This window comes from Janthinobacterium psychrotolerans, assembly GCF_001677885.1.
In the GTDB taxonomy this organism is placed as follows: Bacteria; Pseudomonadota; Gammaproteobacteria; order Burkholderiales; family Burkholderiaceae_D; genus Janthinobacterium; species Janthinobacterium psychrotolerans.
The window spans coordinates 16,905-30,480 of record NZ_LOCQ01000062.1 but is presented as its reverse complement, the minus strand read 5'-3'; the positions used below and the strand labels follow the sequence as shown (position 1 = coordinate 30,480).

Below are 13,576 nucleotides of genomic sequence, written 5' to 3'. Positions count from 1 at the left end.
GGCCACCAGACTTAGGCACTGCTTAACATTTTTCCATTGAGAAACAGCTGCATGGGCCTTTTCCAGCCATTTAAGCATCGTCTAATTTTATCTTTCCAGGGAACCGGACGTGACACTGGCCGGATCAACCGGCCAGTATTTTACTGCATCAGAAGGAGGGGAAATCCTTCTGCCCTGTCAGGTTCGGCTGAAGGATCAGGCTGCCTGGCGCTGTTCCAGCGAGGCGACCTGATTGTCCACCACGTCGCCGCTGCCGGCGCCGATCTCGATCTTGCGCGGCTTCAGCGCTTCCGGCACTTCACGCACCAGTTCGATGGTCAGCATGCCGTTTTCAAACGTGGCGCCGGTGACCTTCACATGGTTGGCCAGCTGGAAGCGCTGTTCGAAATCGCGGGCGGCGATACCGCGGTGCAGGAAAGTGCGCTCGACGCCATCTTTCTGCTTGCGGCCCGTGACATGCAGCGAGTCGCGTTCGGTGATGATGTCGATCTCAGCGCGCGAGAAGCCGGCCAGCGCCATCACGATGCGGTATTTGTCTTCCGATACCAGTTCGATGTTGTACGGTGGATAGCTCGGCGGCGCATCGGCGCGCTGTTCGTTGAGCAATTGGGCCAGGCGGTCGAAGCCGATGGCGGAACGATACAGGGGAGCGAGGTCAAATGGTCGCATGATAAATATCCTTTTCAAGTGAAGCGATAAGAGGGGCGGACCTCACGATGAGCATCCGCTTGCTACCCAATCTAAGGACGATCAAGCCCCCTTCAAGGCCTTGAAAAACAGGATTTTTGCCCCAGAAGCCAAAAAAAATGCGCTTTTTTTCAAAACTGGTTTATAGGTCGCTCAGCAGCGCGCACGATAGCGCCGTGCGGTTGCTCACGCCCAGCTTCTGGTAAATCATGTGCAGCTGGTTGCGCACGGTGGCCGGTGATTTGTCCAGGCTGCGCGCGATGCTTTTATACGGCGTGCCGCGCATGGCCATCGCCGCCACCAGCCGTTCGGCCGGCGTCAGGCGCTGCATGGCGCCGCCGGTGTTGTGCATATTGCCGTGTTCTCTCATTGTCATGCATCCCGGGTCGTGGGCCGCCACTTGCAGCCCTTCACCGTCTTGTTCGCAGCCAGGCGCGATCCGGTTCAATCTTTTTGCAAACAATTTCAATGTTGCCCCAGTGCTATAATCGTCCGGCCCTGTCGCCACCCCTCCCCTCATGAGTGCATTGCCCGTCAACCCCGCCGAACTGCTTGCCGCCATGGCGGCGGGCGACCAGCGCGCGCTCGATGCTTTGTTCCGCGCCTGGTCGCCGCGCGTGCGCGTGTTTGCGCGCCTGCAGCTGGCCGGCTGCGGCCTTGACGCGCATGCGATCGCAGACGAAGTCACGGTCGACGTGTTCCACGATGTGTGGCGCGCGCCGATGCGCTACGACGGCCGGGTCGCCTTCGGTACCTGGCTGCTGACCCTGGCGCGCAACAAGGCCATCGACCAGATCCGCCGCCACGGCAAGCGCCAGGCGCGCGAAGAACCGATCGACGGCGATGGCGACGACCAGGCGCAGTTCGATGAAGCCAACCACGATCCCGGTCCGCAGGCACAGCACGAACAGCATCAGCGGCGCCACGGCATTCTCGACTGCCTGCGGCGGCTGCGCAATCCGATGCAGCGCGAAAGCCTGACCCTGTGGGCCATCGATGACCTGTCGGTGGCCGATATCGCCCGCATCCAGCAGGCGCCGGCGGGCACCATCAAGACGCGTTTGTTCCATGGACGCCTCAATTTGCGCCAGTGCCTGGAGCGCTGGCTGGTACAGGAAGGCCCGGCATGACTGATCCCATCGATCCCGAAGACCAGCGCCTGCGCGCCATGCTGCGCGCAGCGCTCGACGCCGAAGCGGCGGCCATGGCGCCCGACGCTGGCCTGGCGCAATTGCACCAGCGCCTGCGCCCGGCAAGCTGGTGGCGCCGCCTGCGCTGGCCCACCCTGCCCACCTTGCCCACCTTGCCCACCCTCGCGCCATGGGCCATCACGGCGCTGGCCAGCGTCTGCCTCGCGCAGGCCTGGATGCTGTGGCGGCCGCACGATACAAGCACCGACCAGCTGCAATGGCGCAGCCTGCCCGGCGTGCAAACCCAGGGCGCGGCAACCTTGCGCGCGCGCTTCGTGCCCGGCGCCAGCGTCGACCAGGCGGGCGCCGCCCTGACGCAGGCCGGCGCCACCATCGTCGCCGGCCCGCTGGCCGACGGCAGCTATCTGCTCGACGCGGCCGACCCGCCGGCGGCGCAGCGCAGCCTGCAAGCGGCCAGGGCCACGGTGGAAGCGGTGGAGTTGCGCCATCCATGAAGCGCAAGCTGTGCTGGCTGATATGGCCTTGCCTGGTCAGCGGCGCGGCGCTGGCCGGCGAGCGCCATGCGCTGCTGGTCGGCGTGGGCGAGCTGCCGGCCCTGCCGCGCGCCGCCTGGCTGGCCGGTCCCGCCAGCGACGTGGCGGCGATGCGCGCCGCGCTGCGCCAGCAAGGCTTTGCCGAACGCCATATCGCCAGCCTGGCCGATGGCGGCGCCTTTGACGCCGCGCCCACGCGCGCGGCCATCCTGGCGCGCCTGGCGCAGCTGGAAAAAACGCTGGGCAAGGATGACGTGCTGCTGCTGTACTGGTCCGGCCACAGCGTGCTGGCGCCAAGCTACCCGGGCACCACCGCGCAAGGCCAGCGCACGCGCCTGCTCACGCGCGACAGCCGCATCGGCCCGTCCAAACGGCTCGACGGCGGCCTCGGCAGCGCCGACATCGGCCGCGCCATCGATGCGCTGTCGGCGCGCCAGGTGCAGGTGGTGGCCGTGTTCGACACCTGCCATGCGGCGGCCGGCACGCGCAGCGATGACGGTTTGAGTTGGCGCGGCCTGTCGGCCAGCGAGATCGGCTGGCGCCAGTCGACCGGTGGCGACCAGGAGCCGGGATCGCCGCCGGCCCGTGCCCGCCCCCGTTTTGTCGGCTTCTTTGCCGCCGAAGCGCAGCAGCGCACGCCCGAAGCGCGCAGCGTGGCCGCGCCCGGCCAGGCGGCGGGGCTATTTACGCGCGCGGTGATCGCCGGCCTGCAGGCGCAGCCGGCCACCTACGCAGCCTGGGCCGGCAACGCCAGCGCGCAGTACCGCGTGGCGCTGCAATCGTATCAACTGCCGCGCTCCGCCTGGCCCTCGCCCGTGTATGCGGGCCAGCTCGATGCCGCCTTGTGGCAGGCGGACGATGCCGCCAACGCCGCCACTCTATGGCCGGTGCAGCGCGACAGCAACGGCTGGAAGCTGCCCCATGGCCTGCTCGACGGCGTGCGCAGCGGCGATGTGTTCGCTGCGGGCGGCGGGCGCTGGCGCGCCGGCGAGGTGAGCTGGAACAGTGCGCGACTGACATCGGATAGCCAGCAAACCCTGCCCGACACCAACTGGGCGCGCCGCACGCCGGCGCCGGCAACGCCGCAGGGACGCATGGGCACCCTGCTGGCGCTGCCGCCCTCGCACGGTCCAGCGCTGCTCGACGCGCGCATCGAACTGACCTTGCCGGGCCAGCCGCCGCGCCAGTTGCCGCTGGCCGATGGCGACCTGGGCATCCTGCCGGCGGGCACGCGCATCCGCATCAGCGTGGAAAACCGTGGCGCCGGCTCGGTCGACCTGGGTCTCGCACATTTGCCGCAGCACGGCGCCGCCACCCGAATCTACCCGGCGCTGGCGGGCGACAGCAACCGCATGCCGCCGGCCATCGGCAACGGCATCAGCGTTTTTGAGCGCAGCTTTGTCGTCAGCGGTCCGGCCTTTGGCCTGGAGTGGCTGGCATTGGTGGCCGCCCCGGCCGCCAATGGCGCGCCGCCGCGCCGCTTCGCCATCCTGGAAGCGCTGCCGGCAGCCACGCGCGGCGGCCCATCCGGGGTGCCGCCGGATACGCCGGAACAGGCGCAGCTGGCGCGCGTGTCGTGGAAGTCGGTGCCATGAAGCGCTTGCTGCTCGCGCTGCTGCTGGCCGGCCCCGTCACCGCCATGGCGGCAGGCAGCTGCCGGGCCACCATCGCGCCGTGGCTGGACAAGGGCAATGACGCCAGCGCGGCCGAGCAGCCGGCCGTCGCGCTGCCGCTGTTCCGGCAGGCGCTGGCGGCGTGCCGGCAGGCGGGCGACCAGGCCGGCATGGCCAGCAGCCTGCTGGGCCTGGGCCAGAGCCTGCAGATGCTGCACCGCTACGCCGACAGCGAACAGGCGCTGCTCGAAGGCTGGGCCATCCGCCAGAAGCTTGGTGATGGCGACGCTGATCCGGGCCGCGAAAACATGTACTACCCGAGCGAGCTGATGTACCTGTATCGCCAGTGGAGCCGGTTCGAGCTGGCCTGGCAATGGGGCGATATCGCGCTGGCCGCCAAGGCGCGCTTGATCGGCAAGGACACGGTATCGTATGGCACCAGCCTGTCGAACCTGTCCGGCGTGGCGCTGCAGACCAGGGAATACGCGCGCGGCCTGCCATACGCGCGGCAGGCGATGGACACCTGGGAGCGCACCTCGGGCAAGAACAGCACCGACCATGCGTGGGGCATGCGCGACGTCGGCGTACTGCTGCTGCGCATGGAGCGCATGCAGGAAGCGTACGGCTACCTGGAGCAGGCCTACCGCATCCGCCTGGGCGCGTTCGGCGAAGACAGTACCGAAATACAAACCAGCGTCAACGATCTGGCCAACTGGCACACCCTGGCCGGCAACGACCGCCAGGCGCTGTCGTTCGCCCAGCGCGCGCTGGCCAGCGCCGTGCGCAGAACCGGTTCTGATTCCATGCAGGCCAGCGTGGCGCTGGGCCGCCTGGCCGCCATCCATTTGCGCCTGGGCGAAAGCGGCAAGGCGCTGCAGGAAGCCGAAGACGCCCTGCGCATCCGCCGCGCCCTGTACGGCGACCGCCACGCCCATACCGTCAACGCCTGGCAGGATGTGGCGCAAGCGGCGCTGGCCGACAACCAGCTGGGACGCGCCGAGGTGGCCGCTGGCGAAGCGCTGCGCCACTGCCGCAGCGTGCAAGGCGACACGGCCCCCGCTTGCGCCTTGCACCAGCTCACGCAAGGCGGCGCGCTGCTGGCGCTGGGCCAGTATGAAGCTGCGCTCGATGCGGCCCAGGCGGCAGCCAGCCTGGCCATGTCGGGTGCCCAGGCGCTGCCCGGCGACGAAGCCGAGGCGCTGCTGCTGGGCGCGCAAGCGCAGATCGCGCTGAGCCGGCCAGCGGAAGCGGTGGCAACCCTGGACGCGCTCGAAGCGCGCCTGGCGCAAACGCCGCCCGCGTCAAAAGAGCTGCAGGACACGGTGCGCCAGGCGCATCTGCTGGCGCGCGCGGAAATCCTTGATGCCGCCGCCCTGCAGGCGCTGGCACACGATGCGTCGGCGATGGCGCGGCACCTGGCCGACACGCGCGGCCTGTCGCACCCCGCTTACGCGCAGGCGCTGCTCGACGCGGCAAGCCTGCAGGCGCGCGCGGGCGACCTGGGCACGGCACGCGAGCAGGCGGCGCGTGCGCTGGCCATCGCCGTGGCCAATGACAACACCCTGTCTGAGGCGCGCGCAGCGTTGCAGCTGGCGGCGCTGGAAACGGATGGCGCCGCGATTTTCCTCGGCAAGCAGGCGGTCAATGCGCTGCAGACGGCGCGCGTGGCCACCAGCGGGCTGCCAGTGGCGCTGCGCCTGGGTTTTGTGCGGCAAAAGCGCGCCGCCTATGGCCAGCTGGCCGACCGCCTGCTTGACCAGCGCCGCCTGCTCGAGGCCGAAACCGTGCTGGCCATGGTGCGCGAAGACGCGTTTCACAGCCTGGTGAGGAGCGGCCCGGATCCACGCACCACCCGCCTCGCTTACACCGGCGTGGAAGCGGCCTGGCAGCGCCAGTTCGCCGCCAGCGGCGCCGCCCTGCGCGCGGGCAGCCAGGCATTGGCCACGGCGCGCGAACAGCAGGCGCAAAACGCGCCACAGGCCGATGCCGGCCTGGCGGCGGCGCAAGCGTCGATGGCCGGCCTGGTCGACGATGCCGCCAGGGCGCTGCTGGCGCTGCCGTCCGCGCCAGCGGCCACCACCGTGCGCGAATCGCCCTCGGCCAGCGTGCAGGCAACGCCGTTAAAACGCGGCGCCCTGCACCTGAGCTACCTGGTAACGGGCCAGCGACTTCGCATCGTCGCCCGGCGTGCCGGCCGCGCCGCCACCCATGTCTATAACGTGGCCATCGACGAGCGCGCGCTGGCCCAGCGGATCGCCCGCCTGCGCCGCAGCGCGCAGGACCCGGGCGTGGATGCCAAAGCGGAGGCGCAAGCGCTGTATGCGCTGCTGATCGCGCCGGCGCACGCGGAACTGGCGGGCGCCACCTCACTGTCGCTGTCGCTCGACGGCGTGCTGCGCTACCTGCCGTTCGCCATGCTGCATGACGGTCGCCGCTGGCTGGTCGAACGGCTGGCCGTGTCGCTGCAGGCCGGCACCGGCACCGTGGAACCGGCACCGGCGCCGGCGCGCGCGCCGTCGATGGCGCTGTTCGGCCAGACCGGCGCCAGCGGCGAGCTGCCGGCGCTACCCTTCGTGCGGCGCGAACTGCAGGCCGTCGACGCGATCGAACGCGCGGCGCGCATCCCCAGCCGCGTGTATCTCGATGGCGAATTTACCGCCGACGCGCTGCGCCAGGCGCTGCCGGCCAACAGCGTCGTGCATGTCGCCAGCCACTTCGTGCTGCGCTCGGGCGCCGGCCAGGATTCCTATCTGCTGCTCGGCGATGGCCAGAAACTGAGCCTGGCCGAACTGGCTGGCAGCGGCTACCGCTTCGACGGCCTGGACCTGCTGACCCTGTCGGCCTGCGAGACGGCCGTGCCGGCCGGCACCGACGACACGGGCCGCGAACTGGAAGGCCTGGCCTGGCTGGCGCGCCAGCGCGGCGCGCACAATGTGCTGGCCAGCCTGTGGCGCGTGCCGGACCAGTCGACCGCCACCCTGATGCGCGATTTTTACGCCGCCCTGGCACAAGGCAAAAGCAAGCCGCAAGCCTTGCGCCAGGCGCAGCTGCGCCAGTTGCGGGCCGGCCGGCAAGATGGCGCAAACCGGGCCGGGCGCGGTCTCACGCCACTCGACGCGGCATCTCCGGCTGCCACGGGCGAGTCGCGCGACCACCCTTACTACTGGGCCGGTTTTATCCTGCTCGGCTCCTGACACTTTTTACCGCCATCCATGACCCTCTTTCCGCGCCCCTTGCTTGCCCTGCTGTTCGCCGTTGCCTGCCATGCGCAAGCCGCCGCACCCATCGTCCTGAACGTGGACGCCAGCAATGTGGCTCAGCAGATTTTCACGATCCACGCCGCGATTCCCGCCACGCCCGGCGAGATGACCCTGCTGTATCCGCAATGGATACCGGGCAATCACGGGCCCAGCGGCCCGCTGAACCAATTGGCCGGCCTGCGCTTGAGCGCCAACGGCCAGAACCTGGAATGGCGGCGCGATCCGGTCAATATGTTCGCCTTCCATGTCACCGTGCCGGCCGGCGCCACGACGCTCGAAGCGCGCTACCAGTTCCTCTCGCCGGTCGAAGCGAACCAGGGCCGCATCACCATGACGCGCGAGATGCTGGGCGTGCAGTGGCAGGCCATGACCCTGTATCCGGCCGGGCGTCCCACGCGCGAGATCGCCGTGCAGCCCAACCTGACCTTGCCGGCCGGCTGGCAGTTCGGCAGCGCCCTCGAAGTGCAAAGCGAGGCGGCCACGCCGGCCGGCCAGCAGGTGGCCTTCAAGCCGCTGGACCTGGAAACCCTGGTCGACTCGCCCCTGTTCGCCGGGCGCCATTTCAAGCGCATCGACCTCGATCCGGGCGCCAGCTTTCCCGTGCACCTGAACCTGGTGGCCGACAGCGCCGACAGCCTGGAAGCGACGCCGGAACAGATCGCGCCACACCGCGCGCTGATGCAGCAGGCCTATAAACTGTTCGCTTCGCGCCACTACCGGCATTACGATTTTTTGCTCGCGCAAAGCGATGAATTCGGCGGCATCGGCCGCGAGCACCAGCAGTCGAGCGAGAACGGCGTCAAGCCCGGCTACTTCAGCGACTGGGACAAGACGGCGCCGGTGCGCGTGCTGCTGCCGCATGAACTGACGCATTCGTGGAACGGCAAGTTCCGCCGCCCCGCCGGCCAGGACACGCCGGACTTCAACACGCCACTGCAAAACAGCCTGCTGTGGGTCTACGAAGGCCAGACGCAATACTGGGGCAATGTGCTGGCGGCGCGCTCCGGCCTGGTCGACCCGGTCCACATGCGCGACCTGTTCGCCGCCGCCGCCGCGCGCTACGACGTGGAGCCGGGGCGCAGCTGGCGCAGCATGGGCGACACCACCAATGACCCCATCATCAACGCCCGCCGCCCGCAGGGCTGGAGCAGCTGGCAGCGCGACGAGGATTACTACATCGAGGGCGCGCTGGTCTGGCTCGACGTCGACACCCTGATCCGCGAATTGTCGCGCGAGCGCCGTTCGCTCGACGACTTTGCACGCGCCTTTTTTGGCGTCAACGACGGCGGCACCACGCCGCTGCCCTACACTTTCGACGATGTGGTGGCGGCACTCAACAAAGTGCAGCCTTACGACTGGGCCACCTTCTTGCGCAGCCGCGTCGACGGCCACGGCCCCGGCGCGCCGCTCGACGGCCTGGCGCGCGCCGGCTGGAAACTGGTCTACCGCGACACGCCCACCGCCTTTCTGAAGGCCGACGAGGAACGCGCCAAAAGCACCGACCTGACCTATTCGCTGGGCATGGTGATCGACAAGGACGGCAAGCTGGGCCGGCTGCTATGGGACGGCCCCGCCTTCAGGGCCGGGCTGTCGGGCAACACGACCTTGCTGGCCGTCAATGGCACGGCCTATACGCCCAAGCTGCTGAAAGCGGCCATCACGGCCGCCAAAGGCAGCAGGGAGCCGATCAAGCTGCTGCTGAAAAAGGGCCAGCAATTCCGCACCGTGGCGCTCGACTATCACGGCGGCCTGAAATATCCGCAACTCGAACGCATCCCCGGCACGAAGGATCGCCTGGGCACCATCCTGCAAGCATTGAAATAAGGCTATCGCGCGCTGGTGCGCGCGCTGCCGTTTTAATATGGCGTGAGAATAACGTAGGTCGGCTTAGCCCGCAGGGCGTAAGCCGACAAGCACAGCCAATAATGTCACCAAGGAGGCACAATGATCACGCTCTACACCTGGACCACGCCCAACGGCCGCAAGCCCACCATCCTGCTCGAGGAACTGAGCATTCCCTACCGCATCGAGGCGGTCAATATCGGCGAAGGCCAGCAATTCACGCCCGAGTTCCTGGCCATCTCGCCCAACAACAAGATCCCCGCCATTGTCGATGAAGACGCCGAGGGCGGCGCGCTGCCGCTGTTCGAAAGCGCCGCCATCCTGATTTACCTGGCGGAAAAACACCAGCGCTTCCTGGCGCCGTCAGGGCCCGCCCGCTACAAGGCGCTGGAATGGCTGAGCTGGCAAATCGGCGGCCTCGGTCCCATGCTGGGCCAGCTCGGCTACTTCGAGCGCGCCGAGGAAAAATCGGAACAGGCGCTTAAACGTTTCCGCGAAGAAGCTGAAAGATTGCTCAATGTGATGGAAAAGCAGTTGTCCACCCTACCTTACCTGGCCGGCGGCGAGTACACGATTGCCGATATCGCCGCCTATCCCTGGGTGCGCGCCGCCGAGGAACGCCTCAAGGGTGCGCTGGGCACGCAAATCGAAACGAGTCCGGCGCTGCAGCGCTGGCTGACCCTGGTGGGCGAGCGCCCGGCCGTACAGCGCGGCATGGCGCTGCCCAAAGTCTGATCGATTGGTGTATGCTGACACCATGAACAATGACACCGACATCCAGCTCAGCGGCCCTTTCAAGGCCACCGACGGCTCCGGCCGTGCCCACGACATCAAGGCCATCCGCATCTTCGACGAAGGCTACGGCATCATCGACGTGTATGTCGATTTTTCCGCCCCGCTCGAAGCGGGCGCGTATAAAGACAAGACCCTGGTCGGCCATATCCTGGCGCGCCTGCGCAGCCTCGGCTACGTCGGCCCCGACTTCGGCCATGGCGACCTGGGCCTGCAAGACAAGAAACTGATCGTGCTCGAAGCACCGGAAGAGTTTTCCGCCTTTGCCGCCAGCAAGGGCTGGAAAGATTTATCGGCCGAATTCGACGACGAATAATAAACACCTGATCAAACCTACTGCGCGTCGCGCTTTGCGGCCTGCGATGCTCACCGTGCTCAAGCACGGTTGCGCTTCTCGACCACAAATCACTGCCGCTCGCTACGGTTTTATCAGATGTTTAAGATAAAACATTCCAATGCGCCGCACCCGCTTTTGCCGGTGCGGCGTTTTTCATGGTGCGTCAGGCTGCGCCAGGTAACGCGCGCTCCAGGCCGCGATTACGTTGGCAACATACGCAGCATCGTCGCGCCCGGTCAGCAAATGGTCGGCGTCGTCGAGCGAGACAAAGCTTTTCGGGTGTTTCGCGGCCGTGAAGATCTCCATCGCGTTCGACAGGCTGACGGTGGTGTCGTTGGGCGCATGCATGACGAGCAAGGCGCGGCGCAGGCCGGCGATGCATTCCTTCAGGCTGTGGCTGCCCGCATCGTCGACGAATTGCTGGCGGATGCGAAACGGCCGCCCTTCCAGCTGCACCAGCGCCTCGCCATCGGCGGCGATCCGGTCCAGGTGCGCGCTGAACATGCGCGTGACATACGCGGGCGTGCTGGGCGCGGCCAGGGTTACCACGGCAGTCGCTTCCGGCACCTGCGCTGCGGCCGCCAGCACGGCCGCGCCACCGAGGCTATGGCCGATCAGCAACTGCGGCGGCGCATGGTTGGCCCGCAAGAAGTCCGCAGCGGCGACCAGGTCATCGACGTTCGACGAAAAATTGGTGGCGGCAAATTCGCCTTCGCTGGCGCCCAGGCCCGTAAAATCAAAGCGCAGCACGGCGATGCCGTGTTCGGTCAGGCCTTGCGCGATGCGCCGCGCGGCCAGCACATCCTTGCCGCAGGTAAAACAGTGGGCAAACAGCGCATACGCGCGAATGGCGCCATCGGGCGCATCGAGCCGCGCCGCCAAGAGATGGCCATGCGCGCCGGGGAAGTCTTGCCGGGTGGATTTCATAAAGTGTTGATCAAAAGCTGCCGCATATACCGCATATGCCAAAAGATGGAACATTGTAGCGCTACTGGAGCAAGCATGTTTTTAACCACATGCATGCCAGCAAAATGGATTAAAACCCAGTCGTCCGCACAGGCTTCCCGGTCCAAGCGCGCCGTTTTCAAGCTTTTACTACACCTTGCCCTTAGTGATAGGCAATTCAACTGAACAGCCCATGCAAATACCAGCGCGGCGCCTCGTCCGCGCTGCCGGCAATGCGTTCACGATAAACCCAGTAGTGGGCATGGTCGCTTCCCTCGGCTATGAAATAATCGCGCGCCTGCGACTGGCCCCACCAGCCGGCCTCGATGCGTTCGGCCACCGACACCATTCTTAACGGCGAACCATAGAACGGCCGGTGTTCGCGCATCAACAGGGCGATCGGCTGGGCCAGCAGCCAGCCGGGCCGGGGCATGCCGGGCAGGCCGGGCGGCAAGTCGGGCACGGCGCTTTTGGCGGGGACTCTGGCCGGCAGCGGCAGCCAGCGATTGGCCGCTTCGGGCCGGTAGTCGGCTTGCGGCATGGCCTGCAATACATTCTCCACGCCCAGGCGCGCCACCAGCAATTCCATCAGGCGCTGGCGTTCCTGCGGCGTGCCGCCCGGTTCGGGAAACAGGCTGTCGCTGGGCGGCGCCATCGGCTGCACCTGCGGTGCGGACAAGGTCAAGCCGATCACAGGCGCATCGAGCGTCACTTGCGCCAGCCGCTCGCGCAGCAAGCGCACCAGGTGCTCATCGCGCCAGACGGCTTCGCCCAGCGCCAGCGCCAGCACGGTCGGCGGTTTCGCCACCCTGCCCCGTTCATGGAGCAGCAGCAATTGAATGCGGGCGACGGCCAGTTGATGCGCGCACAGCCAGCCCGTCATTTGCTGCAGCAGGCGGCGCGCGCCAAACAGCAGCGCGTCGGCGTGCTCGACGCGGTCGAACAGTTCCAGCGAGGCGCAAAAGCTCGCTGGCGCCTCGATCCAGATAAACAGCTCCGTGCTGTGGCCGTGCGCGTCGTCGAGCATGTCGAGCAAAGGACGCCCGCAGCGGCGCTGCAGGCCGGGCCGAGGCAGGCGGCGCATTTGCCCCAGGCTCATGCAGCCTATGCCCTCGAACCAGTCGAGATACGCGCGCGCCGGCGGCAGCAAGGCGCAGGGCAAGCGGTCGAGCTGGCGCACCAGGCTGGCCATGCCCAGAGCGCGCCCCGATCCGGCGCCCGCCTTGGCCCGCCCTTGCGCCAGCAGCCAGGCGCCGCGCGCCGTCGGCGCACACGACAGCACGGCCGTGTAGCCGAGCGCGTGCAAGCTCGCTTCGATTTGCCGGCACAGCGCGCGCACGCCGCCGAACAGGCGCAGGCTGGCGCCCGCGTCGACCAGCAAGGTGGCTTCTTCGGCGCTGGCCACCTGCGGCGAATATTGCAGCAGCGCCAGCGCCACCTCCTGCAGCGCCTGCGCTTCCAGTTCAGGCGAGCGCTCATGCACGCGCGCCTGCGGCGCCAGCATCAGGGCGCTGGCGCGGCGCATGCCTGGCTTGATGCCGGCCGCGCGCGCCAGCGGCGACAGGGCAATGACTTGTTCGTGCTCGAGCACGACGCACAAGGTGTCAGCCGACCAGTTCGGCAAGAACACGTCGAGCGGGAGCCGGGGCAGGCAAAGGCCGATCCAGAGGCGCATGGCGCTGCAGTAAAGAAGGAGGTTGCAAGGGCAGGAACAGCGGCGCATCGCGCTGCGGTCCCCGGCGTTTGATAAAGCCGATATCGATGCCGCCGGCGGCCGGCCGCACGGACAGGCGCAGCGGCGCGGGCGAGGCGTCCTGCGCGCCATGCAGCGGGCGCAACATGAAAAACAGGGTATTGCCGCCCTGCGCCGCCAGGTGCAGCCGGCGCAGGCTGTCGGCGCGCACCTGGCTTTGCCAGAACAGCAAAGCGCCGCAACTGCCGCTGCGCAAGATGTTTTCCGCCGCCCACAAGGCGTCCTTGCTGCTGGCGCTGCGCAGCCACAGCAGCTGCGACGGCTGCAGGCCTTGCGCGGCCAGCGCCAGCGCCTGCGGCGGATGGGGCGGCTGCAGCAGCACGATGGGCAAGCCCTGCAGCTGCGCCAGTGCCGGCGCCAGCAGCCGCAACTCGCCGCTGCCGGCCTGCTGCACCAGCAGGTCGACCAGGCTGCCGGTGGGCCAGCCGCCGCCCGGCAGCTGGGTGGACAAGGCGGCAAAGCCCGTGTCGACGCAGCGCGCCGCGCCCTGCCCCAGCTGCGAGGCGCGCCACAGCGATGGATGCAAGGTTTCCGGCGCGGCCATCAGTTCGGAATGCTGCATGAAGGTACTCACGTAAAATACTGTATGCATATACAGTACTATTGGCAGGCCATTTTGGCAAGCATTATCTGTCTGTCCATATCCTGCCTACCTGTCCGCAG

At 67.7% G+C, this 13,576-nt stretch carries 12 protein-coding genes; 7 read left to right on the top strand and 5 right to left on the bottom strand.

Going from position 1 to position 13,576, the window contains the following annotated elements; genetic code table 11:
- Positions 1-195: 195 nt before the first annotated feature.
- Complete coding sequence (locus ASR47_RS24220; protein WP_065310364.1) at positions 196-669, bottom strand: Hsp20 family protein; 474 nt, start codon at positions 667-669, stop codon at positions 196-198.
- A 160-nt stretch (positions 670-829) separates the two neighbouring features.
- Positions 830-1,063: a helix-turn-helix domain-containing protein gene (locus tag ASR47_RS27590; RefSeq protein WP_171899032.1), complete on the bottom strand. Its 234-nt coding sequence runs from the start codon at positions 1,061-1,063 to the stop codon at positions 830-832.
- A gap of 142 nt (positions 1,064-1,205) precedes the next feature.
- On the opposite strand from ASR47_RS27590, the gene ASR47_RS24210 reads away from it, so the two are divergent.
- The 7 genes from ASR47_RS24210 to ASR47_RS24180 all read left to right on the top strand — a co-directional run bounded on the left by ASR47_RS24210 (position 1,206) and on the right by ASR47_RS24180 (position 10,194).
- Positions 1,206-1,817, top strand: a complete 612-nt coding sequence (locus ASR47_RS24210; RefSeq protein ID WP_082989152.1) for an RNA polymerase sigma factor — start codon at positions 1,206-1,208, stop codon at positions 1,815-1,817.
- The gene (locus ASR47_RS27235) at positions 1,814-2,332 is read left to right on the top strand and encodes a hypothetical protein (RefSeq protein WP_065310361.1); all 519 of its coding nucleotides are present in this window, start codon (positions 1,814-1,816) and stop codon (positions 2,330-2,332) included. The genes ASR47_RS24210 and ASR47_RS27235 overlap by 4 nt, the downstream gene beginning before the upstream one ends.
- Positions 2,329-3,966 (top strand): caspase family protein, encoded by a 1,638-nt coding sequence (locus tag ASR47_RS24200; RefSeq protein ID WP_065310360.1) that lies wholly within the window; start codon positions 2,329-2,331, stop codon positions 3,964-3,966. Before ASR47_RS27235 ends, ASR47_RS24200 begins: the two co-directional genes overlap by 4 nt.
- Complete coding sequence (locus ASR47_RS24195; RefSeq protein ID WP_065310359.1) at positions 3,963-7,178, top strand: CHAT domain-containing tetratricopeptide repeat protein; 3,216 nt, start codon at positions 3,963-3,965, stop codon at positions 7,176-7,178. The genes ASR47_RS24200 and ASR47_RS24195 overlap by 4 nt, the downstream gene beginning before the upstream one ends.
- Positions 7,179-7,196: 18 nt before the next feature.
- The gene (locus ASR47_RS24190) at positions 7,197-9,068 is read left to right on the top strand and encodes a M61 family metallopeptidase (protein WP_065310358.1); all 1,872 of its coding nucleotides are present in this window, start codon (positions 7,197-7,199) and stop codon (positions 9,066-9,068) included.
- Positions 9,069-9,188: 120 nt separating this feature from the next.
- Positions 9,189-9,821 carry a glutathione S-transferase family protein gene (locus tag ASR47_RS24185; RefSeq protein ID WP_065310357.1) on the top strand — a complete coding sequence of 211 codons (633 nt, stop codon included), beginning with the start codon at positions 9,189-9,191 and terminating at the stop codon, positions 9,819-9,821.
- A gap of 22 nt (positions 9,822-9,843) precedes the next feature.
- Positions 9,844-10,194 carry a hypothetical protein gene (locus ASR47_RS24180; protein ID WP_065310711.1) on the top strand — a complete coding sequence of 117 codons (351 nt, stop codon included), beginning with the start codon at positions 9,844-9,846 and terminating at the stop codon, positions 10,192-10,194.
- A gap of 174 nt (positions 10,195-10,368) precedes the next feature.
- Here ASR47_RS24180 and ASR47_RS24175 read toward each other — a convergent pair whose 3' ends face one another.
- From ASR47_RS24175 to imuA, 3 genes are all read right to left on the bottom strand, one after another.
- Complete coding sequence (locus ASR47_RS24175; protein ID WP_065310356.1) at positions 10,369-11,142, bottom strand: alpha/beta hydrolase family protein; 774 nt, start codon at positions 11,140-11,142, stop codon at positions 10,369-10,371.
- Between the two features lie 196 nt (positions 11,143-11,338).
- Entirely contained in the window at positions 11,339-12,835 is a 1,497-nt protein-coding gene (locus tag ASR47_RS24170; RefSeq protein WP_065310355.1) for a Y-family DNA polymerase, read from the bottom strand.
- Entirely contained in the window at positions 12,765-13,475 is a 711-nt protein-coding gene (imuA, locus tag ASR47_RS24165) for a translesion DNA synthesis-associated protein ImuA (protein ID WP_065310710.1), read from the bottom strand. Before imuA ends, ASR47_RS24170 begins: the two co-directional genes overlap by 71 nt.
- Between the last annotated feature and the right edge of the window lie 101 nt (positions 13,476-13,576).

Bases quoted from the DNA above. Each gene is read 5' to 3' on its own strand.
- ASR47_RS24220 (WP_065310364.1), bottom strand. From the start codon at position 669: ATGCGACCATTTGACCTCGCTCCCCTGTATCGTTCCGCCATCGGCTTC.
- ASR47_RS27590 (WP_171899032.1), bottom strand. From the start codon at position 1,063: ATGACAATGAGAGAACACGGCAATATGCACAACACCGGCGGCGCCATG.
- ASR47_RS24210 (WP_082989152.1), top strand. From the start codon at position 1,206: ATGAGTGCATTGCCCGTCAACCCCGCCGAACTGCTTGCCGCCATGGCG.
- ASR47_RS27235 (WP_065310361.1), top strand. From the start codon at position 1,814: ATGACTGATCCCATCGATCCCGAAGACCAGCGCCTGCGCGCCATGCTG.
- ASR47_RS24200 (WP_065310360.1), top strand. From the start codon at position 2,329: ATGAAGCGCAAGCTGTGCTGGCTGATATGGCCTTGCCTGGTCAGCGGC.
- ASR47_RS24195 (WP_065310359.1), top strand. From the start codon at position 3,963: ATGAAGCGCTTGCTGCTCGCGCTGCTGCTGGCCGGCCCCGTCACCGCC.
- ASR47_RS24190 (WP_065310358.1), top strand. From the start codon at position 7,197: ATGACCCTCTTTCCGCGCCCCTTGCTTGCCCTGCTGTTCGCCGTTGCC.
- ASR47_RS24185 (WP_065310357.1), top strand. From the start codon at position 9,189: ATGATCACGCTCTACACCTGGACCACGCCCAACGGCCGCAAGCCCACC.
- ASR47_RS24180 (WP_065310711.1), top strand. From the start codon at position 9,844: ATGAACAATGACACCGACATCCAGCTCAGCGGCCCTTTCAAGGCCACC.
- ASR47_RS24175 (WP_065310356.1), bottom strand. From the start codon at position 11,142: ATGAAATCCACCCGGCAAGACTTCCCCGGCGCGCATGGCCATCTCTTG.
- ASR47_RS24170 (WP_065310355.1), bottom strand. From the start codon at position 12,835: ATGCGCCTCTGGATCGGCCTTTGCCTGCCCCGGCTCCCGCTCGACGTG.
- imuA (WP_065310710.1), bottom strand. From the start codon at position 13,475: ATGCAGCATTCCGAACTGATGGCCGCGCCGGAAACCTTGCATCCATCG.